At 72.0% G+C, this 25,944-nt stretch carries 26 protein-coding genes; 12 read left to right on the top strand and 14 right to left on the bottom strand.

Annotated elements, in window-relative coordinates:
* Positions 1 to 81: 81 nt before the first annotated feature.
* Positions 82 to 534 carry a universal stress protein gene (locus Actkin_RS25480; RefSeq protein ID WP_189213512.1) on the top strand — a complete coding sequence of 151 codons (453 nt, stop codon included), beginning with the start codon at positions 82 to 84 and terminating at the stop codon, positions 532 to 534.
* Complete coding sequence (locus tag Actkin_RS25485) at positions 531 to 1,610, top strand: adenylate/guanylate cyclase domain-containing protein (protein WP_189213513.1); 1,080 nt, start codon at positions 531 to 533, stop codon at positions 1,608 to 1,610. Before Actkin_RS25480 ends, Actkin_RS25485 begins: the two co-directional genes overlap by 4 nt.
* A 45-nt stretch (positions 1,611 to 1,655) precedes the next feature.
* Here the strand turns inward: Actkin_RS25485 and Actkin_RS25490 are convergent, their stop codons facing one another.
* The 4 genes from Actkin_RS25490 to Actkin_RS25505 are packed head-to-tail and all read right to left on the bottom strand — an operon-like array spanning position 1,656 to position 4,112.
* The gene (locus Actkin_RS25490) at positions 1,656 to 2,426 is read right to left on the bottom strand and encodes a class I SAM-dependent methyltransferase (RefSeq protein WP_258904511.1); all 771 of its coding nucleotides are present in this window, start codon (positions 2,424 to 2,426) and stop codon (positions 1,656 to 1,658) included.
* Positions 2,423 to 3,127 carry an alpha/beta fold hydrolase gene (locus Actkin_RS25495; RefSeq protein WP_258904512.1) on the bottom strand — a complete coding sequence of 235 codons (705 nt, stop codon included), beginning with the start codon at positions 3,125 to 3,127 and terminating at the stop codon, positions 2,423 to 2,425. The genes Actkin_RS25490 and Actkin_RS25495 overlap by 4 nt, the downstream gene beginning before the upstream one ends.
* A 4-nt stretch (positions 3,128 to 3,131) precedes the next feature.
* The gene (locus Actkin_RS25500) at positions 3,132 to 3,815 is read right to left on the bottom strand and encodes a hypothetical protein (RefSeq protein WP_189213515.1); all 684 of its coding nucleotides are present in this window, start codon (positions 3,813 to 3,815) and stop codon (positions 3,132 to 3,134) included.
* Positions 3,816 to 3,833: 18 nt separating this feature from the next.
* Positions 3,834 to 4,112: an Rv1322 family protein gene (locus Actkin_RS25505; RefSeq protein WP_189213516.1), complete on the bottom strand. Its 279-nt coding sequence runs from the start codon at positions 4,110 to 4,112 to the stop codon at positions 3,834 to 3,836.
* A gap of 35 nt (positions 4,113 to 4,147) precedes the next feature.
* Between Actkin_RS25505 and Actkin_RS25510 the strand changes: the two genes are divergently transcribed.
* Positions 4,148 to 4,348 carry an FmdB family zinc ribbon protein gene (locus Actkin_RS25510; protein ID WP_189213517.1) on the top strand — a complete coding sequence of 67 codons (201 nt, stop codon included), beginning with the start codon at positions 4,148 to 4,150 and terminating at the stop codon, positions 4,346 to 4,348.
* A gap of 4 nt (positions 4,349 to 4,352) precedes the next feature.
* Here the strand turns inward: Actkin_RS25510 and Actkin_RS25515 are convergent, their stop codons facing one another.
* The 8 genes from Actkin_RS25515 to nucS form a co-directional block, all read right to left on the bottom strand.
* Complete coding sequence (locus tag Actkin_RS25515; RefSeq protein WP_258904513.1) at positions 4,353 to 6,131, bottom strand: 3-hydroxyacyl-CoA dehydrogenase family protein; 1,779 nt, start codon at positions 6,129 to 6,131, stop codon at positions 4,353 to 4,355.
* A 97-nt stretch (positions 6,132 to 6,228) separates the two neighbouring features.
* Positions 6,229 to 7,101, bottom strand: coding sequence for an aminoglycoside phosphotransferase family protein (locus Actkin_RS25520; protein WP_258904514.1), 873 nt, complete (start codon positions 7,099 to 7,101; stop codon positions 6,229 to 6,231).
* A 45-nt stretch (positions 7,102 to 7,146) separates the two neighbouring features.
* Positions 7,147 to 7,809, bottom strand: coding sequence for a dihydroxyacetone kinase phosphoryl donor subunit DhaM (dhaM, locus tag Actkin_RS25525; protein ID WP_258904515.1), 663 nt, complete (start codon positions 7,807 to 7,809; stop codon positions 7,147 to 7,149).
* Positions 7,806 to 8,402 (bottom strand): dihydroxyacetone kinase subunit DhaL, encoded by a 597-nt coding sequence (gene dhaL / locus Actkin_RS25530; RefSeq protein ID WP_258904516.1) that lies wholly within the window; start codon positions 8,400 to 8,402, stop codon positions 7,806 to 7,808. Before dhaL ends, dhaM begins: the two co-directional genes overlap by 4 nt.
* Complete coding sequence (dhaK, locus tag Actkin_RS25535) at positions 8,402 to 9,403, bottom strand: dihydroxyacetone kinase subunit DhaK (RefSeq protein ID WP_258904517.1); 1,002 nt, start codon at positions 9,401 to 9,403, stop codon at positions 8,402 to 8,404. Before dhaK ends, dhaL begins: the two co-directional genes overlap by 1 nt.
* 91 nt (positions 9,404 to 9,494) lie before the next feature.
* Positions 9,495 to 9,767: a hypothetical protein gene (locus tag Actkin_RS25540; RefSeq protein ID WP_258904518.1), complete on the bottom strand. Its 273-nt coding sequence runs from the start codon at positions 9,765 to 9,767 to the stop codon at positions 9,495 to 9,497.
* A gap of 10 nt (positions 9,768 to 9,777) precedes the next feature.
* The gene (locus Actkin_RS25545) at positions 9,778 to 11,451 is read right to left on the bottom strand and encodes a sodium:solute symporter family protein (RefSeq protein ID WP_189213524.1); all 1,674 of its coding nucleotides are present in this window, start codon (positions 11,449 to 11,451) and stop codon (positions 9,778 to 9,780) included.
* Positions 11,452 to 11,515: 64 nt separating this feature from the next.
* Complete coding sequence (gene nucS, locus Actkin_RS25550; RefSeq protein ID WP_258904519.1) at positions 11,516 to 12,175, bottom strand: endonuclease NucS; 660 nt, start codon at positions 12,173 to 12,175, stop codon at positions 11,516 to 11,518.
* A 16-nt stretch (positions 12,176 to 12,191) separates the two neighbouring features.
* On the opposite strand from nucS, the gene Actkin_RS25555 reads away from it, so the two are divergent.
* Both Actkin_RS25555 and ggt read left to right on the top strand, forming a co-directional pair.
* Entirely contained in the window at positions 12,192 to 12,737 is a 546-nt protein-coding gene (locus Actkin_RS25555) for an NUDIX domain-containing protein (RefSeq protein ID WP_258904521.1), read from the top strand.
* 724 nt (positions 12,738 to 13,461) lie between these two features.
* Positions 13,462 to 15,234 carry a gamma-glutamyltransferase gene (ggt, locus tag Actkin_RS25560; protein ID WP_258904522.1) on the top strand — a complete coding sequence of 591 codons (1,773 nt, stop codon included), beginning with the start codon at positions 13,462 to 13,464 and terminating at the stop codon, positions 15,232 to 15,234.
* 1,170 nt (positions 15,235 to 16,404) lie between these two features.
* On the opposite strand, the gene Actkin_RS25565 is transcribed toward ggt, so the two are convergent.
* Complete coding sequence (locus tag Actkin_RS25565) at positions 16,405 to 16,695, bottom strand: hypothetical protein (RefSeq protein WP_229787559.1); 291 nt, start codon at positions 16,693 to 16,695, stop codon at positions 16,405 to 16,407.
* A 235-nt stretch (positions 16,696 to 16,930) separates the two neighbouring features.
* Between Actkin_RS25565 and Actkin_RS25570 the strand changes: the two genes are divergently transcribed.
* The 7 genes from Actkin_RS25570 to Actkin_RS25600 all read left to right on the top strand — a co-directional run bounded on the left by Actkin_RS25570 (position 16,931) and on the right by Actkin_RS25600 (position 24,290).
* Complete coding sequence (locus Actkin_RS25570) at positions 16,931 to 18,955, top strand: ethylmalonyl-CoA mutase (protein ID WP_189213529.1); 2,025 nt, start codon at positions 16,931 to 16,933, stop codon at positions 18,953 to 18,955.
* Positions 18,956 to 19,047: 92 nt separating this feature from the next.
* Positions 19,048 to 19,929, top strand: coding sequence for an ectoine/hydroxyectoine ABC transporter substrate-binding protein EhuB (ehuB, locus tag Actkin_RS25575; protein WP_229787561.1), 882 nt, complete (start codon positions 19,048 to 19,050; stop codon positions 19,927 to 19,929).
* A 4-nt stretch (positions 19,930 to 19,933) separates the two neighbouring features.
* Positions 19,934 to 20,620 (top strand): ectoine/hydroxyectoine ABC transporter permease subunit EhuC, encoded by a 687-nt coding sequence (gene ehuC, locus Actkin_RS25580; protein ID WP_258904523.1) that lies wholly within the window; start codon positions 19,934 to 19,936, stop codon positions 20,618 to 20,620.
* On the top strand, positions 20,617 to 21,267 hold the full coding sequence (gene ehuD, locus Actkin_RS25585) for an ectoine/hydroxyectoine ABC transporter permease subunit EhuD (protein ID WP_189213532.1): 651 nt from the start codon (positions 20,617 to 20,619) through the stop codon (positions 21,265 to 21,267). Before ehuC ends, ehuD begins: the two co-directional genes overlap by 4 nt.
* Positions 21,268 to 21,271: 4 nt before the next feature.
* Positions 21,272 to 22,036: an ectoine/hydroxyectoine ABC transporter ATP-binding protein EhuA gene (gene ehuA, locus Actkin_RS25590; RefSeq protein WP_258904524.1), complete on the top strand. Its 765-nt coding sequence runs from the start codon at positions 21,272 to 21,274 to the stop codon at positions 22,034 to 22,036.
* Between the two features lie 187 nt (positions 22,037 to 22,223).
* Positions 22,224 to 23,420 carry a lipase family protein gene (locus Actkin_RS25595; RefSeq protein ID WP_258904525.1) on the top strand — a complete coding sequence of 399 codons (1,197 nt, stop codon included), beginning with the start codon at positions 22,224 to 22,226 and terminating at the stop codon, positions 23,418 to 23,420.
* 102 nt (positions 23,421 to 23,522) lie between these two features.
* On the top strand, positions 23,523 to 24,290 hold the full coding sequence (locus Actkin_RS25600; RefSeq protein ID WP_189213535.1) for an enoyl-CoA hydratase-related protein: 768 nt from the start codon (positions 23,523 to 23,525) through the stop codon (positions 24,288 to 24,290).
* A 69-nt stretch (positions 24,291 to 24,359) separates the two neighbouring features.
* Here the strand turns inward: Actkin_RS25600 and Actkin_RS25605 are convergent, their stop codons facing one another.
* Positions 24,360 to 25,847, bottom strand: coding sequence for a chitinase (locus Actkin_RS25605; protein ID WP_258904526.1), 1,488 nt, complete (start codon positions 25,845 to 25,847; stop codon positions 24,360 to 24,362).
* Positions 25,848 to 25,944: the final 97 nt, after the last annotated feature.

Genomic DNA, 25,944 nt, shown 5'->3' on the forward strand with positions numbered 1-25,944 from the left:
TCGGGATTGTGGCGCGTCCCGCAGTCCCGTGTCTCGTTGTGCTGGGTACCTTTACCCACAAGTAGCTACCGAGGGAGGACCATGGGCGCCTACCAGACCGTCGTCGTCGGGACCGACGGATCGGATTCCTCGTACCGCGCGGTCGACCGGGCCGCGGGCATCGCCGCGGACACCGGGGCCACGCTGGTCATCGCCTGCGCCTACCACCCGGCCAGCGAGCGCGACGTGCGCAAGGCGCAGGACGACCTCGGCGACGACGTCGCCTACCAGGTCGTCGGCTCCAACCCGGCCGACGAGGCCGTGCGCTCGGCCGCCGAGCGGGCGCGGAGGGCCGGTGCGACGTCGATCGAGACCGTCGTCGTCGACGGCGAGCCCGTGCCCGCGCTGGCCAAGGTCGTCCACGACCACCGGGCCGACCTGCTGGTCGTCGGCAACCGGGGGCTCAACACGCTCGCGGGCCGCATCCTGGGCTCGGTGCCGTCGGAGGCCGCCCGCAAGGCCGACGTCGACGTGTTGATCGTCCACACGACGTGAGCGACCAGGCGGCGCGGGTCGAGGAGCTGCTGCTCGGCGGGGAGCGCAAGTACACCCGTGCGCAGGTGTGCGAGAAGGCGGGCGTGCCGCAGGAGCGGGCGACCGCGCTGTGGCGCTCGCTCGGCTTCGCCACCGTCGGCGAGGACGCCGTCGTGTTCACCGACGCCGACGCCGACGCGCTGCGCGCGACGCACGACCTGATGTACCAGGGCCTGCTCGACCCGGACACGGCCACCGCGACGGCGAGGATGCTGGGCCAGCACCTGTCCCGGCTGGCCGAGTGGCAGGTCGACGTCCTGCGCGAGGTGCTGACCGCCAACCCGGAGCTGCTCACCGACGAGCGCCACGTCACCGCCCTCATCGAGCGGCTGGTGCCCGAGCTGGAGCGGCTGCAGGACTACGCGTGGCGCCGCCACCTGTCCGCCCACGCGGGCCGCGCCCTGGCCCGGCCCGGCGAGATCCAGGAGAACCGCACCGCCGTCGTCGGGTTCGCCGACATGGTCGGCTTCACCACCCTGACCCGCCGCACCGACGACGCGGGCCTGGTCGACATCGTCGACCGGTTCGATGCGATCACCGCCGAGGTGGTGGCCGACAACCGCGGCCGCATCGTCAAGATGCTCGGCGACGAGGTCCTGTTCGTCGCCGACACCCCGCGCGACGCCGCCGAGATCGCCCTCGGCCTGCTCGCCGCCGCCGACGCCGACCCCGACCTCCCGGCCCTGCGCGCGGGCCTGGCCTACGGCCGAGTCCTCAGCCGCTTCGGGGACGTCTACGGCTCGGTGGTCAACATCGCCGCCCGCCTGACCTCGGTAGCCCGCCCCGGCACCGTCCTGATCGACCGCGCCCTGGCCGACGAGCTCAAGCCACTGGACGAGTACCTCATCCGCCACCGCCGCCCCGTCTCGGTCCGCGGCTACAGCCGCCTACGCCTAGCCGTCCTCCGCCGAGCCACCGACCCCACCCTGATCGACACCGTCCACCGCGCCACCAAACTCCTCACCCGCGACGAGGACGACTCCCTACCCGCGATCCCCCTACAACCAGACCGCCACCGCCGCAGACGCAAACGCTGACACCCGACAGCACCAGACCACCGCACCCGCAGATGGCCAGGGACGTTACTCCGCGCCTGTGGACAACTCGCGGCGGGCGAGGAGGAGGCGGGCTTGGGGGTGGTGTCGCCACTCGCCCTGGGGGGTGTCGCGGAGGAAGTGCGTTCGGATTCGCTCGACGAAGGCTTCGCCTTCGGTCAGGGCTCGGGCTCGCATGGGGCCGGAGGTGGTGTAGGCGTCGATGAACTCCTCGGCGCTCGGGTGGGTCATCGGGAAGGTGATGGTCTCGTCGCGCTCGATGGTGGTGGGGGTGTTCGTCAGCAGGCGGGTTTCCCATGTCCTGTCCGACGTCTTCCCGCCCAGCACCGCGCGGACGCGGGCGAAGGGGCCGTCCTCTTCGGTCTGTTCCGGCCAGTACACGATCGACAGCCAGCCCGACGGCCGCAGCACCGACGCCCACGAGCGGGCCGCCCGCTCCGGGTCGGGCATCTGCTGCAAGCCGAACACCGACACCACGGCGGCACATCCGGACCACGCGGCGAGGTCGGTGGCGTCGCCCTGGACCACGCGCGCGGACGGCCAGCGCCGCGCCCGCTCCCGCGCCCGGCTCACCATGCCCTCCGACAGGTCGACCCCGACGATCTCCCGACCGGGGAACCGGGCCCCGAGCAGGTCGAGTTCCGGGAACGGGCCGCAGCACGGGACCAGGATCGGGCCGTCGGGGAGGGCAGCCGGGAGCGCGTCGACAGCGGCGGCCACCCACGGGGCGAAGCGAGGCACGAAGTAGTCCAGGTAGCCGTCCGCGGCCTCGTCCCAGCCGCGCGCGATGGCGTTCACAGGCCCGCCAGCCACGGGCGCACGGCGGCGGCGAACGCCTCGGGCGCCTCGATCGGCGGCAGGTGGCCGACGCCGGGCAGGACGGTCAGGGTGCCGGAGGTGAGGTCGGCCAGCTCCTCCGCCAGCGCCACCGGCATCATCCGGTCCTCCGCGCCGTGCACGACCAGTGTCGGCACGCTCGTGCGCAGCACGTCGTGGGACGCCGGGCGGGCCGCCATCGCGCGCTGGGCCCAGGCGACGGCGGCGGGGTCCTGGGACTCCATCAGCTCGCGGACGACGCCCGCGTGCGCCGGGTCGGCCACCAGCGAGGGCAGCATCGCGTCGGCCAGCCAGGGCGTGATGCCCTCGCGCTCGGCCCGCTCGGCCACCGCGAGCCGGTTCGCCGCCGCCTCCTGGGCGTCCGCGGTGGCCTTGGTGTCGACGAGGAGCAGGCCCGACACCCGCGCCGGGGCCTTGCGCAGCAGCGCCATCGCCACGTAGCCGCCCATCGAGCAGCCGCCGACGACCGCGCGCTCCACGCCCTCGTCGTCCATGCTGGCGATGACGGCGTCGGCCATCGCGCCGAGGTCCGGTTCGGAGGCGGGCAGCGGGGCGGAGCCGAAGCCGGGCAGGTCCGGGGTGATCAGGCCGGGCAGCGACCGCACCCCGTCCCACATCCGCGAGTCCATGGGGAAGGCGTGCAGCAGAACGAGAGTCGTCACGGCGTCATTCTGCGTCGTGCAGCCGCGCCTCGCGCACCCGCAGCACCGCGGCGTCGCCCGCCAGCTCGGCGCGGGCCTCCGGGTGGTCGCGGTAGAACTCCAGGGTGTGCAGCACGACCAGCTGGTCGACGTTCAGCGACCCCACCGGCACCGCGCACGCCACGTCCGGCCCGAACCGCACCGCCACCTTCCGCATCCGCTCGCCCACGTCGGGCTTGCCGCGCGAGACCAGGCCGAGGTAGTTGCGGCTCGGCGCGTCCGGGGACCGGCCCATGCGCAGCGCCAGCGGACGGATCTCGCTGATCACGTCCCACGGCAACCGGACCACGGGCCGCAGCCAGGTGAGCACGACGGCGTCCGGGGTGAGCATGAAGCCGGTGGCGACCGGCCGGTGCTTGAGCGCGAACAGCCCCGCGGCGATCAGCAGGACGCCGAGCAGCCCGAGCACGACCCCGCCCGCGACCGCGATCACCGGGCTGGCCGTCACCAGGAACCCGGACAGCACCGCCAGCGCGAGTCCCACGCCCACCAGCACGAACGCGGCCGTGCGGCTGGTCCCCCTGCTGGGGAGCAGCAGCCCCGTCTCGCCGTCGACGGCCACGGTGCACGCCGCGCCGGTCGGGATGGTGTCCTGCCGGGGCGTCCCGTCGGGGCGGCGCCACGGCTTGGGGCAGGGAAGGGTGCGCATACCCTCCATGATCGTCCATTACCAGCGCCGACGCGACCGAGCCGACCAACATCCGGTGTGCCAATGCCGACGGTCGGCCACGGTCCCGCCGTCCTCGGCCGACCACGCCACGACGTGCGCGGTGCCCGGCCGGATCTCGTGGTCGCAGCCGGGGCAGCGGTAGGTCTTGGTCGCGTGGGTGCCGGGCACGTTGCGCACCAACCACTCGCCGTCGGGTCCGGACTCGCGGCGCTGGTCGGCGAGGGCGCCGCTGAGCGGGCGGGGACCGGTCGGCTGGCTGCGGTTGCGACGGGGCACGGGTCTGTAGGTTATGCGTGAGGCAGAATGGGTGCGTGCCCACCTACGAGTTCCGGTGCCGCGAGTGCGGCGCCACCTTCGATGTGAAGCGGCCGATGAGCGAGTCCGCCGCGCCCGCGTCGTGTCCGGACGGGCACGACGACACCGTGAAGCTGCTCACCATGGCCGGGCTCTCCGGCGGGGCCGCGGCGCCCGCCCCCGGCGGCGGCTGCTGCGGGGGCGGGTGCTGCGGCTAGCCGCTCAGCTGTAGTCGCGGAAGCCCTTGCCGGTCTTGCGGCCGAGGCGCCCCGCGGTGACGAGGTGCTCCAGCAGCGGGGCGGGCGCGAAGCCCGCCTCGCGGAACTCGTTGTAGAGCGTGCGCTGGATGGCCAGCGAGACGTCGAGGCCGACCACGTCCAGCAGCTCGAACGGGCCCATCGGCAGCCCGCACCCGACCTTCATCGCGGTGTCAATGTCGTCGGCGTCGGCGTAGTGCGCCTCCAGCATCTTCACCGCGTCGTTGAGGTACGGGAACAGCAGCGCGTTGACGATGAAGCCCGCGCGGTCGCCGCAGTGCACGGGGTGCTTGCCGACCTGCTGGCACAGCGCGTGCGCGGTGGCCACGACGTCGGCCGAGGTGGAGATGGTCTCGACGATCTCGACCAGCTTCATGATCGGGGCCGGGTTGAAGAAGTGCAGGCCCACGACGTCGGCCGGGCGCGAGGTCGCCGCAGCGCACTCGATCACCGGCAGCGAGGAGGTCGTGGTGGCCAGGATCGCGCCCGGCTTGACCACCTCGTCCAGCGCGCCGAAGACGGCCTGCTTGACGGCCAGGTCCTCGGCCACGGCCTCGATGACGAGGTCGCAGTCGGCCAGCTCCTCGAACTCCACCGCCGGGGTGACCCTGGCCAGGATCTCGTCGCGCGCGTCCTCGGCGAGCCTGCCCTTGGCGACCTGGCGGTCCAGGGACTTGCGGACCTTGCCGAGCGCGGCCTGGGCCTTGTCGGCGGTGCGGGCGCGCAGGATGACGTCGAACCCCTTGCGGGCGAAGACCTCCACGATGCCCGTGGCCATCGTGCCGGTGCCCACGACGCCGACCCGCCGGACCTCGCGCAGGGCGACGTCGCCGTCCGCGGCGGCGGCCGGGGTCTGGGCGTCGGCGACGACGGTGGGCGAGTCGGGGGCGTCGTAGGTGTAGAAGCCGCGGCCGGTCTTGCGGCCGAGCAGGCCCGCGGTGATCATCTGCTTGAGGATCGGGGACGGCGCGTGCAGGCGGTTGCGCGACTGCGCGTACATCGTCTCCAGGATCTCGTACGCGGTGTCGAGGCCGATCAGGTCCAGCAGCGCCAGCGGGCCCATCGGGTAGCCGCAGCCGAAGCGCATGGCCGCGTCGAGGTCCTCGCGGGTGGCGTACTTCTGCTCGTACATCGACACGGCGTGGTTGAGGTAGCCGAACAGCAGCGCGTTGGCGATGAAGCCCGCCCGGTCGCCCATCACGACCGGCTCCTTGCCCAGCCGCTTGGCGAACTCGACCACGTCGGCGACCACGTCGGGCTCGGTGACGACGGTGCGCACGATCTCGGTCAGCTTGAGGACCGGGGCCGGGTTGAAGAAGTGCAGGCCGACGACCTTGCCCGGGCGTCCCGTGTGGACACCGATCTCGGTGATCGACAGCGAGCTGGTGTTGGAGGCCAGGATCGCCTCCGGCTTGACGATCTTGTCGAGTTCGGCGAAGAGCGCCGCCTTGTCGGCCAGGCTCTCCGGGATGGCCTCGATCACCAGGTCGGCGTCGGCCAGGTCGGCCAGCTCGGTGGTGTAGCTGATGCGGGAGTGCACCTCGGCGTGCGCGGCCTCGTCGAGCTTGCCCTTGGCCAGCGCGCGGGCCGTGGAGTGCGTGATGTGGCCCTTGCCGCGCTCGATCCCGGCCTCGTCGACCTCGACCGCGACGACGGTGAGCCCGGTGCGCGCGAGTACCTCGGCGATGCCCGCGCCCATGGTCCCCAGGCCGACAACACCGATGGTGGAGAACTCTCGCGCCACAACGACCTCCGATTGCTACCTGCGGGTAACTTTCGGTCGATCCTGCCACGCGTTCGCGGGCGTGACGGGTGAACTCCGCCACTGGACCGGTACCGAATCAGCCCGCCGCGTCGGCCAGCACCCGTCGGATGTCCCGGCGCGGCAGCGTGCCCTCCTCGCCGCGCTCCAGGGCCTCGACCAGGGTGATCAGGGCTTTCCACAGCGCCCACCCCCGGCCGCGGGCCCAGGTGGCGGCGTCGACGTCCAGCGCGCGGCGGAAGGCGTCGCGGCTGCCGCCGGTGAGCAGGGTCCAGGCGATGACCACGTCGCAGGCGGGGTCGCCGACCCCGCTGGTGCCGAAGTCGATCACCGCGCTCAGCCTGCCGTCGCGCACCAGGAGGTTGCCCACGGCGACGTCGCCGTGGAACCACACCGGCGCGCCCGTCCACCGGCTGGCCACGGCGTCGTCCCACACCGCGCGCACGGCGTCGCGCGGGATCTCCGCGCCCAGCGCGTCGATCGCCCGCAGCGTCTCCTCCGCGTACACCTCGACGGGCGCGCCGCGGAAGAAGTTGTGCTTGCCCGGCTCGAGCCCGCCGGTGGCGTCGATCCGGCGCAGTGCTGCCAGGAACCCGGCGAGGTCGGTGGCGAAGCGGGTGTGGTCGACGATCGGCGCGGTGTTGGCGCTGCGGCCGTCGAGCCAGCGGTAGACCGACCACGGGTACGGGTAGCCGAGCGCGGGCCGCCCCAGCGCGACCGGGGTCGGGATGGGCAGCGGGAGGCCCTTCGCCAGCACCGGCAGCCAGCGCTGCTCCTTGGCCACCTGCAGCGCGTACCACTCCCCGCTGGGTAGGCGCACGCTCAGTTCGTCGCCGAGTCGGAAGGTCCGGTTGTCCCAGCCGCCGACCTCGACCGGGGTCACCGGCAGGTCGGCCCACGCCGGGAACTGGTCACGCACCAGCCGCCGGGCGAGCAGTTCGTCGAGTTCCATCGCCGACAGCGTCGCCGTCCGAGCCCGTCCGCCGCACCCGGTTTTTCAGCTCGCGAAGCGGCGGGCGGCCAGGTCCTCGACCCGGCCCAGGGCCTCCGACGCGTCGGGGCCGTCCGCGGTGACGCTCACCCGGGCGCCGCCGGGGGCGCCGAGGCCCAGCAGGCCCAGGACGCTGCGGGCGTCGGCGGTGCGGCCCTGGTACTCGACCGTCACCTCGGCGTCGAGGTCGGCGAGGGCGCGGACCAGCAGGCCCGCGGGGCGCGCGTGCAGGCCGACGTCGTTGGTCAGCTCGATCTCCACCCGGTTGCCCGAGGCGGTCGGGCCGTCCGCGCCCGCGCTCAGCGCGGACGCCGCGGCCGACAGCACCGCGTCGAGGTCCGCGCCGGACTGGGCGGCCGCGGCCGCCGCGATCGCGCCCTCGACCAGCGGCGCGTCGACCACCGCCGCGCTCGTCGGGTCGCCCAGCATCTCCACGGCGATGTCGGCGACGAGCTTGGCGCTGCCCAGGTCGTACAGCAGCACCACGCCCGCGCCGGACTGCGCCCGGGACAGGGCGTCGGAGACCAGGTCGAAGTCCGTGCCCAGCTCGCCGTCGGACCCGCCTGCGGGGATGATCGCCACGTCCGGGGCCATCTGCGCGGCCAGCTCGGCCAGGCCGTCGGCCAGCCGGGCGCTGTGCGAGACCAGCACCAGGCCGACGCGCGTCACGAGCCGCCCCCGGCGAACGCGCGGAGCATGATCGCCGTCGAGCGGGCGCCCGGGTCCAGGTGCCCGGCGCTGCGCTGGCCCAGGTACGACGCGCGGCCCTTGCGCGCCACCAGCGCGACGGTGGACGCGGCGCCCTCGTCGGCGGCGTCGGCGATCCCGGCCAGCGTCGCCCCGCCGAGCCCGGCCTCGACGGCGGGCGCGAGCGCGTCCACGATCGTCTTGTCGCCGACCACGGCCTTGCCCCGGTCGACGATCCCGCCGAGCGCGGCCTGCAGCGCCGCGACGAGGTCGATCTCCGGCGCCTCGCCTGCCAGCGTCGCCGCGCGCAGGAACGCCGTCCCGTACAGCGGGCCCGAGGCGCCGCCGACCTTGGAGATCAGCGTCGTGGCCACCATCTTGAGCACCGCGCCGGGTGTGTCGAAAGTGGACGAGTCGAGCGCGTCGACGACGAACCCGAAGCCGCGCTTGAGGTTCTCGCCGTGGTCGCCGTCGCCGATGGCCTTGTCCAGGTCGACCAGCTCGTCGCGGTGCGCGGCGACGGCCTCGGCCGCCCGCCGCACGCCAGCGATGACCCCGGCGGTGTCACAGCGCATCAGCACCCCCAGCGCAGCGCCGCCGTGCGCACCGGGGCGTCCCAGTACTCCAGCAGCTCGTCGGTCATGCGCAGCAGCGTCAGGCTCACGCCCTGCATTTCCAGGCTGGTGATGTACGGCCCCACCAGCCGCCGCCTGACCTCGATGCCGCGCGCGGCCAGCAGGTCCTCGGCGATGCCGTGCGCCAGGTACAGCTCCAGCAGCGGCGTGCCGCCCATGGAGTTGGTGAACAGCAGGACGTCGTCGCCCTCGGCGAACGGCAGGTCCTCCAGGATCGGGTCCAGCAGCCCGGTGACGATCCCCTCGGCGCCCACCAGCGGTGTCCGCGCGCGTCCCGGCTCGCCGTGGATGCCGATGCCGACCTCCATCTCGTCCGCGCCCAGCTCGAAGCTCGGCGAGCCGACGTGCGGGACGGTCGGCGCGGTCAGCGCCATGCCCATCGACCGGACCTCGGCGACGACGGCGCGCGCGACGCGCTCGCAGGTGTCGAGGTCGGCGCCGGACTCCGCGGCCGCCCCGACGATCTTCTCCAGCAGCACCGTCCCGCCGACGCCGCGCCGCCCCGCGGTGAAGGTCGAGTCGCGCACGGCCACGTCGTCGTCGATGACCACCGTCCGCACGTCGATGCCGTCGGCGGCGGCCAGCTCGGCGGCCGTCTCGAAGTTCAGCACGTCGCCGGTGTAGTTCTTGACCAGCAGCAGCACGCCCGCGCCGCCGTGGACCGCGGTGACCGCCGCGTGCACCTGGTCGGGCGTCGGGGAGGTGAACACCGCGCCGGGGCAGGCGGCGTCGAGCATGCCCGGGCCGACGAACCCGCCGTGCAGGGGCTCGTGCCCCGACCCGCCGCCGGATACCAGCGCGACCTTGCCGCGCACGGGCGCGTCGGCGCGCAGCACCTGGGCCGGGTCGGCGATCACGCGCAGCAGGTCCGCGTGCGCGGCGGCCAGGCCGCGCAGGCTGTCGACGACCACCGTGTCCGGCCGGTTGATGATCTTCTTCATCGGGTCGCCTCCTTGAGTCCCGGCTTCGTTCCTACACCCGGGGCCCGGCGTGGCGGTAGCGCCCGATTCAGCGTGCAAGCTATCGACCGGATCACCCGGTCGGCTCCGCGGGCTCTGCGGACTCGGTGGGTTCGGCGGGCTCGGTGGGGATCGCCAGCGGGCGCAGCCACTGCCACAGCGCGAACAGCGCCGCGGCGACCAGCATCCCCAGACCGACCCACAGGTTCACGTTGATCCCGCCCGCCTTGCGCAGGTCCTCCGCCGAGGTCGAGAACAGCCCCATGATCGTGAGGACCACTCCGTAGACGGCGAAGAGCAGGGCCAGGATGCCCCGCAGGTCGAACAGTCCGGCTTTCTTGGCCATGGGGTCCCCCTCACCAGAAGATGACGTTGAGCGCGGCGGTCAGGGCGAGCACGCCCACCGCGAGCACGGCGGGCCGCCGGTACCAGCCGCTCGCGTCGCCGTGGGTCTCCTTCCACTGGTCGCGCGGGGTCAGCGACCACACCAGGCCGACCAGTTCGCGGTCCGGTTTCGGCCGGGTCGCCAGCGAGACCGCCACGCTGACGGCGATGTCGACGACGAACGCGGTGATCGCGGCGATGAAGCTCGCGCCCTGCCCGGCGAGGTCCAGCACGCCCGCCCGGTTCAGCACGTCGATGGTGATCGCGGCCAGCGTGCCCGCGATCAGGCCGAGGCCGCCCGCGAGCGGCGTCATCCGCTTCCAGAACATGCCCAGGATGAACGTGGCGAACAGCGGGGCGTTGAAGAAGCTGAACAACGCCTGCAGGTAGTTCATGATGTTGTTGTAGCCGGCGGCGATGAACGCGGTGCCGATCGCGGCCAGGCAGCCGACGACGGTGACGATGCGGCCGACGCGCAGGTAGTAGTCGTCCGGCCTGTCCTTGCGGATGTAGGACTGCCAGATGTCGTAGGTGAAGACGGTGTTGAACGAGCTGACGTTGGCCGCCATGCCCGCCATGAACGAGGCCAGCAGGCCGGTGATCGCGATGCCGAGCATGCCGTTGGGCAGCAGGTCGCGGATCAGCAGCATGATCGCGTCGTTGTAGTCGACGCCGGTGTTCTCCCCGGCCTTGTACGCGGCCAGTTCGGGGGAGAGCACCGCGGCGATCATGCCCGGGATGATGATGATCAGCGCGATCAGCGTCTTCGGGTAGGCGCCGATCAGCGGCGTGCGCCGGGCCGCCGACATGGACTTGGCCGACATGGCCCGCTGCACCTCGGCGAAGTTCGTCGTCCAGTAGCCGAAGCTGAGCACGAAGCCGAGGCCGAAGACGATGCCGAGCACCGACAGCGTCGCGTCGCCGATGCCGGTCAGGTTCGTCGCGGGCCAGCTGCTGACCTGCGCCCCGGCGTCCCCGGCGATCTTGTCCACCAGCCCGTCCCACCCGCCGACGCGGTGCAGGCCGATGAACGTCAGCGGCAGCAGCATCGCCACGATGACGAAGAACTGCATGACCTCGTTGTAGACGGCCGCGCTCAGCCCGCCCAGCGACGTGTAGGCCAGCACGATCGCCGCGGCGACCACGACCGACAGCCACAGCGGCCAGCCGAGCAGCAGGTTGACCACCGTGCCGAGGGCGAAGAGGTTGATGCCCGCGATCAGCACCTGCGCCGTGGCGAAGCTGATCCCGTTGACCAGGTGGGCGAGGCGGCCGAACCGGCGCAGCAGGAACTCCGGGACGCTGCGCACCTTGGAGCCGTAGTAGAACGGCATCATCACCAGGCCGAGGAACACCATGGCCGGGATCGCGCCGATCCAGTAGTAGTGCACGGTCGGTATGCCGTACTGCGCGCCGTTGGCCGTCATCCCGAAGATCTCGACGGCGCCCAGGTTGGCCGAGATGAACGCCAGTCCGGTCACCCAGGCGGGCAGCGACCGTCCCGACAGGAAGAAGTCCAGGCTGCTCGACACCGACCGCCGCGCCATGTACCCGATCCCGAGCACGACGACGAAGTAGACCGCGAGCAGGGCGTAGTCCACCCAGCCCGCGTCCAGCCGCAGATCCGCCTGCGCGAGGACATCCATGCCCACCCTCCCGTGATCGGGCCAAGCATGGCGCGGTGGGCGCGCTCCCGCACGATGAGCGGGCTCAGAACAGCCGGAACTCGTCGGGCTCGATGCCGCGGAGGGCGTCGTAGTCGAGGGTGACGCAGCGGATGCCCCGGTCCTCGGCCAGCGTGCGGGCCTGGGGCTTGATCTGCTGGGCGGCGAACACCCCGCGGACGGGGGACAGCAGGGGGTCTCGGTTGAGCAGCTCCAGGTACCGGGTCAGCTGCTCGACGCCGTCGATCTCGCCCCGGCGTTTGATCTCGACGGCGACGGAGGTGCCGGACTGGTCGCGGCAGAGGATGTCGACCGGGCCGATCGCCGTCGGGTACTCGCGGCGGACGAGGGTGTAGCCGTCGCCGAGGGTGGTGATGTGCTCGGCGAGCAGTTCCTGCAGGTGGGCCTCGACACCGTCCTTGACCAGGCCGGGCTCGGGGCCGAGCTCGTGGGCGGAGTCGTGGCGGATCTCCTCGATGGTGATCACCAGCTTCTCCCCCGCCTTGTTCTGCACCGTCCACACGCCGCGGTCCTCGATGAGCCAGCACGGCGGCGTCATCCAGTTCAGCGGCTTGTAGGCGCGGTCGTCGGAGTGGACCGAGACGGAGCCGTCGGCCTTCACGAGGAGGAGTCGGTTGGCCATCGGCAGGTGGGCGGTCAGCCTGCCGACGTAGTCGACCTGGCACCGGGCGATCACGAGACGCACGCGGAGCAGGTTAACAATGAGCCCCGTGGAGTCTCTGGGCACTCGGCAGGTGTACGCGAATCAGTGGATGACGGTGCGGGAGGACGATGTGCGCCGCGCCGACGGCAGCGCGGGCATCTACGGCGTGGTCGACAAGCCCGACTACGCCCTGATCATCCCCCTCGACGGCGACCGCCTCATGTTGGTCGAGCAGTACCGCTACCCGCTGGGCGAGCGCCGCTGGGAGTTCCCCCAGGGCACCGCCCCGGACCGCGCGGACAGCCCGCCGGAGGAACTGGCCGCCCGCGAACTGCGCGAGGAGACCGGCCTGCGCGCGGGCGCGATCACCCGCATCGGCGGCCTCGACTGCGCCCCCGGCATGTCCAGCCAGCGCGGCCACGTCTTCCTGGCCACCGACCTGACCGAGGGCCCGCACGAACGCGAACCCGAGGAACAGGACATGCGCTGCGCCTGGTTCCCCCGCACGGACTTCGAGACCATGGTCCGCACAGGCACGATCACCGACGCCCAGTCACTGGCCGCTTATGCGCTCCTGCTCCTGACCGAAGCCCAGCGGCGGTGAGGAGGCGGAACGCACTGGGGCGGCCATGTCCGGCGTCGGCCTGGCCGCCCGCGCACTCCTGCGCCTCACCGATCGAGCGGCCGCGGGGAACTTGATTCGGCACCCCACCCAGCCGGGCAATCAGGTCACCGCCGCCTGAGGCATAACCGGCGGCACAGCAGGCGAGCCACGCCACCCTGGCTGCCCCTCCTGCCCCACCGACTCGGCGGCCGCGAGGACCGCCATCGACACCTCCACCCGCCTTCGCGCCACCCCCGGGACGCGCAGAACCCCGGCACAGCAGGCGAGCTGGCCACCCTCCTACTCCCCACCGAAAATTCCGCGGCGCGTGAAGCCTCACCCGGAAGCCCCGGTGCAGCGGGTGAACCTGTGCCCAGCGCAGCCGCTGCTTCTCAGCGAAGCTCGGCGGCCGTGAGGAGTCGGGTCGACGCGTCGCCCCAGGCGGTGGGGCGTCTGTGCCGCCCCAGGCTCGGCGGGCTCGGCGGCAGTGCGCTGGGTTTCGGTGCGCCGGCCTTCTGTGCGCCCGGTTGCGGTTGCTGCTGCGTCACCCCGTCGGTGGTCGTCCGGTAGCCCTTGCGGGTCTTCTCGGCGACCTGTTTTGTCCAGGAACGACTGTCACCGACAGGCGTGGAGTTATCCACAGGCCCGCGCCTTCCTGTGGCCCGAGCCACACGCGCCGGTCCAGGATGGAGGCACCGATACCGGACCAGGGAAGAGGCAAGAGATGCGAAAACCTCGCTCCACAGCGCTCGTGACGACCCTGCTCGTCGGCTGCGGGCTGGTCGCCGCGCCCGTGCAGGCGGCCGCGTCGACCCACTACGCCGTCGGGACCGGCGGGGCGGTCGTGTCCGACACCGCGGAGGCCACCGAGGCCGGGCTGCGCGTGCTGCGCGCGGGCGGCACCGCTGCCGACGCGGCCGTCGCCGTGGCCGCCACGCTCGGCGTCACCGACCCGATGATGGCGGGCCTGGGCGGCGGCGGGTACTGGGTGCACTACGACGCCCGCACCGGCCGCGTCTCCACCATCGATGGGCGGGAGACGACCCCGCGCGCCGGGCACGAACGCATGTTCGTCGATCCGGCGACGGGCCGGGCGTACCCGTTCTGGGACGCGGTGACCAGCGGGCTGTCCGTCGGCACGCCCGGCATGCTGGCCACCTGGGAGCGCGCCCTGCGCAAGTGGGGCCGGTTCGGCCTCGACGACGCGCTCCAGCCCGCCATCGAGGTCGCCGAGCGCGGCTGGCCGCTGACGCCCGTGCTGCGCCAGGAGATCGTGGACAACGAGCCCCGGTTCCGCCAGTTCAGCTCGACCGCGGAGCTGTTCCTGCCCGGCGGCAAGGTGCCGGCGGTGGGCACGATCATGCGCAACCCCGACCTGGCCGCCACCTACCGCGAGATCGCCCGCCACGGCACGCGCGCGTTCTACGGCGGCGCCATCGGCCGCGACGTAGTCGACGCCGTGCAGAACCCGCCGCTGGCCCGCGACGCCACCATCGACCCGCCAGCGGGCCTGATGACGCTGAGCGACCTGCGGCACTACCGCACGATCGACCGCAAGCCGACGCACGTGAACTACCGCGGGTACGACGTGTACGGGATGGCTCCGTCGTCCAGCGGCGGCATGACGGTGGGCATGGCGCTGAACACCCTGGAGCCGTTCGACCTCGGCTCGCTCGACCGGTCGCAGGCGCTGCACTACTACTTGGAGGCCAGCAAGCTCGCCTACGCCGACCGCAACCGCTACATCGGCGACCCGGCGTACGTCGCCGTGCCCCAGCGGGCGCTGCTGTCGGAGTCCTACGGCAAGTCCCGCTCGTGCCTGATCGACCCCATCCGCGTGCTCCCGGCCCCGGCCGCCCCCGGCAACCCGTACGGCGACCACGAGTGCGTCCCGCCGCCGCCCGGCACCGCGTCCAGCGAGAACGAGGCCCACACCAACCACTTCGTGGTGTCCGACGCCCGCGGCAACATCGTCTCCTACACGAACACGATCGAGCAGGTGGGCGGCAGCGGCATCGTCGTCCCCGGCCGCGGCTTTCTGCTCAACAACGAGCTGACCGACTTCAACTTCACCCCCACCCAGGGCGACGCCCCCGACCCCAACCTGGCCGCCCCCGGCAAGCGCCCCCGCTCCAGCATGTCCCCCACCATCGTCCTGCGCGACGGCAAGCCGTTCCTGGCCCTGGGCTCCCCCGGCGGCTCCACGATCATCACCACGGTCCTGCAGATCCTGGTCAACCGCATCGACTTCGGCATGCCCCTGCGCGACGCCGTGGCCGCCCCCCGGGCCTCCCAACGCAACACCCCCACCACCGTCGCCGAGCCCGCCTTCATCGCCACCGCAGGCGACCTCACCGCCCTAGGCCACGTCTTCACCGCACAACCCACCATCGGCGCAGCCGCAGCCCTGGAGTTCACCCCCACCCAAACCCAAGCAGTAGGCGAACCCACCCGCCGAGGCGGAACCCATGCAGGAGTGGTAACCCCCCACCCCTAACCCCAACTCCGGTGGTGGTCCGCCCTCCCCCACGGACCACCACCGGCCCACCCCACGCCCACCAGCCCACTCGCACCCCAGGAGGCCACCGCCAGCCCATACCCCGACCGCGGCCCGCAACACCCCCAAGCACTCCGCCCCACACCTCGGGCACTCGCCCCCACACCCCCCGGCCCACCATGGCCGCGGCATTCCACTCCCCGACCCCCAGCACCCCAATCCCCGGCCCACCACGGCCCCGGCATCCCATTCCCCCTGCCCGCCACGGCCGGCGTCCCACTCCCCGGCCCACCACGGCCCCGGCATCCCATTCCCCCTGCCCGCCACGGCGGGCATCCCACTCCCTGGCCCCCAGCACCCCACTCCCCGGCTCACCACGGCACCCAGCACCCCGCCCACACACCCCGGCCAATCCAGCCCAAGCCCATCCGCCGCAGCTCTCTCCCACCCTGGGCTCACCGCCCCACCGCCCCCTCGGCCTCACCAGCCCACCCACTTCCCCAGGCCCCAGCAGCGGAGACGATCTCAGGGGTGCAAGTGGGCCGATGGGGGCGTGGCCTGGCGGTGGTCTCCCGGGGTGCGAGTAGGCCGGGACGCGCACCAGCCCGTTGGCTCGCGGTCCCATGGGTACGAGAGGGCTGGCGGCACTCGCCGGGAGTACAAGTGGGCCCGTGGGACGCGGCTGGCAGCACACGCCGGGAGTGCAAGTGGGCCCGTAGGGCGCGGCTGGCGGCACTCGCCGGAGCTGGTGCAGACGTGGGCGGGCGGCGGTTTCCTGGGGTGCGAGGTGGGCGGGAGACGTGCGTCGGCCGCCTGGCTGGTCCGGGTGCCCGCGCGCGTCCTGGCTGGCCCGTTGGCGGGCAGTCCCATGGGTGCGAGAGAGCTGGCGGTAGTCGTCGGGGGTGAGGGTGGGCCGGTGGCTCTCGGGCCGAGAGGGCGGGGTCCTGGCGCTAAATCGCTCTCGTCGGTGTGCTGGTCCGGGGTAGTCGTGTCGGGGCGCTGGCGGGGGTTCCGGATCTGCACGGGGACTGGCAGCGGTTTCTGGAGTGGGAGTTGCCCCACTCACCCCTGCGGCCAACGCCAGTTCTCTCGCATCCCTGGGATCACCGGCGACCTGCTGACTCGGTCGTCGAGCGTCGGCGCACCCACCACGGCTCGCCCGAGTCATGGCTACGGCGTGTCGTCGAGCAGGGTGGTGATGGCGCGGTGTTCGTCGGCGGGGAAGACCATGATGCTGAGCGACTCGCCGTCCGGGGAGGGGACGGTGGTGGTTCGGACGCCTGCTAGGCGGAGGCGTTCGGAGACGACCTCGGCGGCGCGTTGGCTGGGGACCTTCGCCACCTCGCGCAGCATCCCGTAGTCGCGGTTGCGGTCTCCGGCGAACGCCCAGCGCAGGACCAGACCCAGTAGGCCGATGACGAGCAGCGACACCAGGGTCAGATACGGGCCGGGCAGGTTCACAGACCCCATGATGCGCGTTCCGACCCCGGGAAGGGAGAGGGCGCCACCCGTCCGACTGGGGGGTCGCTCGCCCAGAGCACCTCACCGGGCGCGATCCGACGAGCGAACTGGCGAGGCGGGGGGTGAGCGCCGATGCTGGAGGCGTCTCGACCGATCCTGTGAGCAATTGCACCGCTGGAGTCGCGTTACTGGCCAGTACGCTTCGCCGAAAGGGCGCGTAAACGGAGGTTAACCGGTGCCGTACCCCACTGATCGCGAGCGAGACCGTCCGTGGGTCATGCGGACCTATGCGGGCCACTCGTCGGCGCGGAAGTCCAACGAGCTGTACCGGCGGAACCTGGCCAAGGGGCAGACGGGGCTCTCCGTGGCCTTCGACCTGCCCACCCAGACCGGCTACGACCCGGACCACGAACTCGCCCGGGGTGAGGTCGGCAAGGTCGGGGTGCCGGTCAGCCACATCGGCGACATGCGGACGCTGTTCGACGGCATCCCGCTGAACAGCGCCAACACCTCGATGACGATCAACGCGACCGCCATGTGGCTGTTGTCGCTCTACGTGACCGTCGCGCAGGAGCAGGCCGAGGCGGAGGGGCGCGACTGGCACGAGGTCGTCGCCACGCTCGCGGGCACCACCCAGAACGACATCATCAAGGAGTACCTGTCCCGGGGCACCTACGTCTTCCCGCCCGGCCCCAGCCTGCGGCTGATCACCGACATGGTGGCCTGGACCGTGGCGAACGTGCCCAAGTGGAACCCGATCAACATCTGCAGCTACCACCTGCAGGAGGTCGGCGCGACCCCGGTCCAGGAGGTCGCCTACTCCATGTGCACGGCCATCGCCGTGCTCGACGCTGTCAAGAACTCCGGGCAGGTGCCCGAGGAGCGCTTCGGCGAGGTCGTCGCGCGCATCTCCTTCTTCGTCAACGCGGGCGTCCGCTTCGTCGAGGAGATGTGCAAGATGCGGGCGTTCACCGAGCTGTGGGACGAGATCACCCGCGACCGCTACGGCATCGCCGACCCCAAGCAGCGCCGGTTCCGCTACGGCGTCCAGGTGAACTCCCTCGGCCTGACCGAGGCCCAGCCCGAGAACAACGTCCAGCGCATCGTGCTGGAGATGCTGGCCGTCTCGCTGTCGCGCAAGGCGCGCGCCCGCGCCATCCAGCTGCCCGCGTGGAACGAGGCGCTCGGCCTGCCCCGCCCGTGGGACCAGCAGTGGGCGCTGCGCATGCAGCAGGTCCTCGCCTACGAGACCGACCTGCTGGAGTACGAGGACATCTTCGACGGCTCGCCGGTCATCCAGGCCAAAGTGGACGAGATCGTGCAGGGCGCCAAGGCCGAGATCGACCGCGTGCAGGCGATGGGCGGCGCGGTGGTCGCCGTCGAGAACGGCTACATGAAGACCCAGATGGTGTCCTCCCTCGCCGACCGCCGCAGGCGGATCGAGGCGGGCGAGGAGGTCATCGTCGGGGTCAACCGGTTCGAGAACACCGAGCCCAGCCCGCTGCAGTCCGGCGGCGTCAAGGCGATCGAGACCGTCGACCCGGTCGCCGAGCGCGAGGCCGTCGACGCGATCGCCGCGTGGCGGTCCGAAAGGGACGGTAACGCCGTCGCCGAATCCCTTGCCGCGCTGCGCGACGCCGCCAAGACCGACGCCAACCTGATGGACGCCACGCTGGCCTGCGCCCGCGCGGGCGTGACCACCGGCGAGTGGTCGGCCGCCCTGCGCGAGGTGTTCGGCGAGTACCGCGCCCCCACGGGCGTCTCCGGGGTTTCGGCCTCCGGCGAGGCGGGCGCCGCGCTCGGCGAGGTGCGGGAGCGGGTCAAGGCCACCGGCGAGGAACTGGGCGAGCGGCTGCGCATGCTCGTCGGAAAGCCCGGCCTCGACGGGCACTCCAACGGCGCCGAGCAGATCGCGGTGCGCGCTCGGGACACCGGGTTCGAGGTCGTGTACCAGGGAATCCGGCTCACCGCCGACCAGATCGTGGCCGCCGCCGTGCAGGAAGGCGTGCACGTGGTGGGACTCTCGATCCTCTCCGGCTCGCACCTGGAGGCCGTTCCCGCGGTCGTCGAGGGGCTGCGCGCCGCGGGCGCGGGCGACATCCCCGTGGTGGTCGGCGGAATCGTGCCGCCGGACGACGCGAAGGTGTTGCTCGATCAGGGTGTCGCGCGCGTCTTCACGCCCAAGGACTACGAGATGACGCAGATCATGGCCGAGATCGTGACCGTCATCCGGGAGGCGAACGGCCTGGTCAACGCCTGATTTGTGCCAATTCGGTTGACCCGATCGGAGTATGCCGTTACGTTCGGTGCCCTCACACGGAACTGGCAGGCATGCACGAAAAGGGGCGAACGGTGGTCGATCAGGGCTGGACGCGGCGGGACTTCTTCCGGAGAACGGCGTTGGCGGGGGCCCTGACGGTACCGGCGCTCGCGGCGTGCAGCCAGGTCGCCGAGCCCGGCAACACGCTGGAGACCGCCCGCCAGAACGGGAAGATCCGGATCGGCATCGCCAACGAGGCGCCCTACGGCTACACCGACGCCAGCGGCCGGGTCACCGGCGAGGCGCCGGAGGTGGCCCGCGCGGTGTTCAAGGCGTTGGGGATTCCCGAGGTCGAGGCCGTCGCCAGCAAGTTCGACGGCCTGATCCCGGGGATCAACGCGCGCCAGTTCGACATGGTCGCCGCGGGCATGAACATCACGCCCGAGCGCTGCGGCCAGGTCGCGTTCTCCATCCCGGACTACACCGCGCTGACCGCGCTGCTCGTGCCGAAGGGCAACCCCAAGGGCGTCACCGACTTCGCGAGCGTCAAGGCCGAGGGCGTGTCCCTCGCGGTCCTCTCCGCCGCGGTGGAGAAGGGCTACGCCGAGGAGGCCGGGGTCACCGACATCCAGACCCTCGACAGCCAGGACACCCTGCTGCGCGCGGTCGCCGACGGCCGTGTCTACGCCGCCGCGCTGACCGACATCTCGCTGAAGGACCTGGTCAAGAAGAACGAGGGCGTAGCGGTCGAGGTCACCCCGGGCTTCGTGCCCACAAAGGACGGCCAGGAGGTCGTCTCGGCGGGCGGGTTCGTCTTCCGCAGCGGCGACACCGCGCTGCGCGACGCGTTCAACGCCGAGCTGAGGAAGCTGCACGAGAACGGCGAGTGGCTGCGCATCGTCGAGCCCTTCGGCTTCGGGGCGGACAACCTGCCCGGCCCCGAGCTGACGACCGAGAAGCTGTGCGCCGCCTGATCTCGTGTCCGACAACCACTCGCGCATAGTCGAGGTCCTGTTCCAGGGGCTGCCGTTCACGGTGGTGGCCACGCTGGGCGGTATCGCGCTGACGATCGTGCTGTCGCTGATCGCCGGGCTGGCGATGCTGTCGCGCTCGCGCGTGGTGCGCGGGATCAGCCGCACCTACGTCGAGATCTTCCGCGGCACTTCCGAGGTCGTCCAGCTGTTCTGGCTGTTCTACGCGCTGCCGATCCTGCTCGGCTTCCAGCTGGTGCCGCTGTTCGCAGGCGTGCTGGTGCTGGGGCTCAACCATGGCGCCTACGGCGCGGAGATCGTCCGCGGCGCCGTGCAGTCGGTGCCGAAGGCGCAGGTCGAGGGCGCGGTGGCGCTCAACTTCAGCCCTGCCCAGCGCATGCGCCGGGTGGTGCTGCCGCAAGCGCTTGTGGAGATGGTGCCGCCGTTCAACAACCTGTTCATCCAGCTGTTGAAGGGCAGCGCCCTGCTGTCGTTCATCCAGGTCCAGGAGATCACCCAGCGCGGCCAGTCGCTGGTGCCGAACTTCGGCCCGGACCTGGCCTTCATCTACGGCGTCGAGCTGGTCATGTACCTGGTGCTGGCCCTGGTGATCACCCTGGTCATGCGGCTGCTGGAGCGGCTGACCGCCCGCCGGGTGGGCCGGACCCCGATGAAGGTGGGGACCACGGCATGAACTGGGACTGGGAGTTCGTCGCGGGCGCGATGCCCGGGATCCTGCGCGGCCTGCTGACCACGCTGGAGATCACCGTCCTCGGTTCGCTGGTGGCCTACGCGCTGGGCCTGGTGTTCGCGCTGGTCCGCCGCGTGCCCAAGGTGGGCGTGGTGATGCAGGCGTTCATCGAGTTCGTCCGCAGCACGCCGCTGCTGGTGCAGATCTTCGCGGTCTACTTCCTGTTCCCGTCGGCGATCGGCGTGCGGATGTCGCCGTTCGTCACGGGCGTCGTGGTCATCGGCATCCACTACGCCTGCTACACCGCCGAGGTGTACCGGGCGGGCATCGACGCGGTCCCGAAGGGACAGTGGGAGGCGGCGACGGCGCTGAGCCTGCCCAAGCGTCGCGTGTGGACGTCGGTGGTGCTGCCGCAGGCGGTGCCGCGCGTGGTGCCCGCGCTGGGCAACTACACGATCTCGATGTTCAAGGAGACGCCGCTGCTGCTGGCGATCGGCGTGTTCGACCTGGTCAACGCGGCCAAGGAGGAAGGCGCGTACGCCTACAAGTACGTCGAGGTCTACACCATCGCGGGCCTGCTGTTCCTGCTGCTGAGCTACCCCGCGTCCCTGCTGGTGAGGAAACTGGAGCGCCGTGTCGCACACACCTGAGCCGATGGTCCGTTTCGACGGCGTGGTCAAGCGCTTCGGCGACAACGTCGTGCTGGACCAGCTGGACTTCACCGTCGCCCCCGGCGAGTTCGTGACGCTGATCGGGCCGAGCGGGTCGGGGAAGACGACGATCCTGCGGCTGCTGATGACGCTGGAGCGGGTCAGCGAGGGCGTCATCACCGTCGGCGGGGAGCCGCTGTCGCACATGCGGCGCGGCGACCGGCTCGTGCCCGCCCACGACAAGCACCTGGCCGCCGCCCGGCGGCGGATCGGCATGGTGTTCCAGCAGTTCAACCTGTTCCCGAACATGAGCGTGCTGCGCAACATCACCGAGGCCCCGGTGCACGTGCTGGGCCTGTCCCCCGCCGAGGCCGAGGCCCGCGCGCGGGACCTGCTGGAGCTGGTCGGCCTCGGCGACCGCTGCGACGAGCACCCCTCCCGGCTCTCCGGCGGCCAGCAGCAGCGCGTGGCGATCGCGCGGGCGCTGGCGATGCGCCCGGACGTGCTGCTGCTCGACGAGGTGACCTCGGCGCTGGACCCGGAGCTGGTGGCGGGCGTGCTCGACCTGCTCGGCGACATCGCGCGCACCACCGACATCACCTTCCTGTGCGTGACCCACGAGATGGGCTTCGCCCGGCAGGTGTCCGACCGGGTGATGATGTTCGACCACGGCCGGGTCATCGAGGACGCCCCGCCCGAGCAGCTGTTCACCGACCCGCGCGAGCCGAGGACCCGGGAGTTCCTGCAGGCGGTCCTCGACCGGTCCTGAGCGACAACCGCGGTTGTCCCCGGCGACAACCGGCATTGACACCGGCGGGTGGGACAGGTCACTGTGACCGAGCTAATGCTACTGCTCGGTAGCCTTCGGTACCGTAACCAGGGAGTTCACAGTGGCGCTTCCTCGGGCACACCACGCTCGCGCACACCACGCTCGGGCACACCGCGCTCGGCTGGGCATGCTCGCGCTGGCCACGGCCGTCGCCGCGGGCGTCGTGGCCGCGCCCGTCGCCGCGGCCGGCTCGTTCTACGACCCGCCCGCGACCCTGCCCGCCCGCGACGGCGACGTCATCCGCGCCGAGCCCGCCGACTTCTACCTCGACCCGCTGAAGCTGCTGAAGGTCGACGCCGAGGTCAACCGGGTCATGTACCGCACCACCGACCGCGACGGCTCCCCGATCGCGGTCACCGGCACGGTGATCACCCCGCGCGGGGAGTGGAAGGGCGCGGGCGAGCGCCCGGTCATCGGCTACGCCGTCGGCACCCAGGGCCTCGGCGACCACTGCGCGCCGTCGCGGCAGCTGGCGATGGGCAGCGAGTACGAGGGCCCCTTCCTGCAGGGCCTGCTCCTGCGCGGCTACGGCGTGGCGATCACCGACTACGAGGGCCTGGGCACGCCCGGCGTCCACACCTACGTCAACCGCGTCGTCTCCGGCCGCGCCGTCCTGGACTCGATCCGCGCCGCGCAGCGCCTGCCCGATGCGGACCTGCCCGACAACGGTCCGGTCGCCATCGCGGGCTACTCCCAGGGCGGCGGCGCCGCGGCCGCAGCGGCCGAGCTGGCCGCCGACTACGCCCCGGAGCTCAAGCTCAAGGGGGTCGCCGCCAGCGCCATCCCCGCCGACCTGCAGAAGGTCGGCGTCAACCTCGACGGCGGGCTGTACGCGGCCTTCCTCGGCTACGCGGCGGTCGGGCTGTCGGCTGGCTACGGCATCGACATGGACCCGTTCCTCAACGACCGGGGCCGGGCCGTGTTCGCCGAACTCGAGGACCACTGCACGATCCAGGCCGTCGGCAGGTACGCCTTCACCCGCTCGGCGTCGCTGACCGCCGACGGCGAGCCGCTGACCGACCTCCTCGAGGACAACCCTCAGTTCAAGGCGATGGTCGACGAGCAGCTGATGGGCCGCGTCAAGCCGTCGGTCCCGGTGTTCGTCTCCCACAGCAGGCTCGACGACGTCATCCCGTACGGCGTGGGCAAGAAGGTCGTCCTCGACTGGTGCGGCAAGGGCGCGCGGGTCAAGTTCGACCCGAACCTCGCGCCCACCCACGTCGGCGGCGCCGTCGCCGCCTACCCGGCCACCTTCGCCTGGCTGGAGGGCCGCTTCGCCGGTCTCCCGGCTCCGAACAACTGCTGGGCCGCCCCGATCCTCTAGCGGCCGTCCGGGCGGAGGAGTGGTTCGCCGATGGCGATCACTCCTCCCCCATGCGTACGCAGGTGATGGGCGATTCGCCGATCAAGCGATACGGTCGAGCGCATGTACCAGCACATCCTGGTCGACCGCACCGACGACACCGTCCGCATCACCATGAACCGGCCGTCGCGGCGCAACGCGTTGTCCGCCGACCACCTCGCCGAGTTGCTCGACGCCTTCCAGCAGGCGGGCGAGTCCGACGCCACCGGAGTCGTCGTCGGCGGCGCAGGGCCGGTCTTCTCCGCGGGGCACGACTTCGCCGACGTGGCCGCGCGCGACCAGGTCGGCGTCCGCGACCTCCTGCGGCTGTGCACCGAGGTCATGCGGACCATCCAGGACATCCCGCAGATCGTCATCGCGCGGGTCCACGGCCTGGCCACGGCCGCGGGCTGCCAGCTCGTCGCGTCCTGCGACCTGGCCGTCGCCGCGCGGAGCGCCGGGTTCGCGCTGCCCGGCGGCAAGGGCGGCTGGTTCTGCCACACCCCCGCCGTCCCCGTGGCCCGCGCCGTGGGGCGCAAGCGCCTGATGGAGCTCGCCCTCACCGGCGACCCGATCGACGCCGCCACCGCCGCCGACTGGGGCCTGGTCAACCGGGTCGTCCCGGACGCCGACCTCGACGCCGCCGTCGACGAGCTGCTGCGCCGCGCCACCCGGGGCAGCCGGGCCAGCAAGGCGCTCGGCAAGCGCACCCTCTACGCCCAGCTCGACCGGCCCGAGGACGACGCCTACGACATCGCGCTCGACGTCATGGCCGAGGCCGCCCAGCTGCCGGGCGCCAAGGAGGGCATGGCCGCCTTCCTGGAGAAGCGCGCGCCGGTCTGGCCGGACTAGAACACCCAGGGACGTGCGCGGCGGACGCCCTCGCACCGCCGCGCACGTCCCCCGGGACCGCCTCTTCTCTTACGGCAGGGTGTCCAGGTGCGCGGCCACCGAGTTGGCGAACGCGTACCCGTTGGAGGCGTCCCAGTTGATCGACCACGTCATCGCCCCGCGCAGCGAGGGATAGGTGGTCGATGGGCGGAAGGCGCCGCAGTTGGTGCCCTTGGTCAGGCAGTCCAGCGCGCGGTTGACGTTGGCGGGCGACTGGTAGCCCCCGCCCGCGGCGCGCGTCGAGGACGGCAGGCCGAGGCCGACCTGGTCGGGGCGCAGGCCGTTCTGCAGCTGGATGCAGGCCAGCGCGGTCAGGAAGTCGACCGAGCCCTGGGCGTAGACGCCCTGGTCGCAGCCCATCATCGTGCCCGAGTTGTAGTACTGCATGTTCACGATCGTCAGGATGTCCTTGACCGCGAGCGCGAGCTGGAAGTAGCCGCCCTGGGTGGACTGCATGTCGATCGTCTGCGGGGCCATCGTGATGATCCGGCCGCCAGCGGCGTGGATCTGGCGCAGCGCCGGGGCCATGTAGGTCGGCTGGATGCCGTTCTCCAGGTCGATGTCGACGCCGTCGAAGCCGTACTCGTTGATCAGCGCGATGACGGAGTTGGCGAACGCCGTGGCCGCCGAGGACGAGCCGACCCAGATCGTGCCCTTCTCGCCGCCGACGGAGATGATCACCTTCTGCCCGCGCGCCTGGGCGGCGCGGATGTCGGCCTTGAACTGGGCGTCGGTGTAGCCGCCGAGCTTGCTCGCCAGGGTGGGGTCGAGGGTGAAGTCGACCGCGCCCTGCACGCCGGGCACGGCGTCGGCGAAGGACACGGCGATGATGTCGTAGGTCGTCGGCACGTCGGAGATCTTCAGCACCCGCGCGCCGTTGTCGAAGTTGTGCCAGTAGCCGGTGAGCACGTGCCGGGGCAGGCCGGTCGGCGGCACGGGGGTGGTCGTCGTCGTGGTGGTCGTCGTGGTTGTGGTGGTCGTCGTCGACGTGGTCGGCGTCGTCGGCGTGGTGGTGGGCGGGTTGCCGGGGCCGTCGAGGCTGATGTCGTCGGCGAGGTAGGCGGGCTGGCCGTACCAGCCGTGCACGTACACGGTCACCTGGCGGGTCGACGCGCCCGCGGTGAACGAGGTCGTCAGCTGGGTCCAGGCCGTCGACGCCGTCCAGGTGCTGACGTCGGTCGTGCCGGTGCCGGACGCGCCGAGGTAGGTGTAGGAGCCCTTGACCCACGCGGTCAGGGTGTAGCGCTGGCCGGGCTGGACGGTGACGGACTGGGAGCAGCGGGCGTTGTCCTGCCCGCCGGGGGCCGCGCTGACCGCGTAGCTCCCGCTCTTCTTGTCCGCCGAGGTGGCCGACGCCGAGCCCGAACAGGTCCATCCGGTGAGGTTCCCGGTCTCGAACCCGGGGTTGACGAGCAGGTTGGCCGCGGCGGCGCTGCCGGAGAACGACAGCACCAGCCCGGCGCACACCGTCAGCGCGGCGACCAGTGCGGCGAGCGCCCGCTTGGCTTGGGACGTCATGGCTTGCCTCCAGAGGGCATGCAGGGTGCCCTCAAAATGGACTAGACCATTGCGCGGTGTCAAGCCATCCGGGCGAATCGCCCCAACCCGGTCCCGG

Origin of the sequence: Actinokineospora sp. UTMC 2448 (genome assembly GCF_024760565.1) — a bacterium.
Lineage (GTDB): Bacteria > Actinomycetota > Actinomycetes > Mycobacteriales > Pseudonocardiaceae > Actinokineospora > Actinokineospora fastidiosa.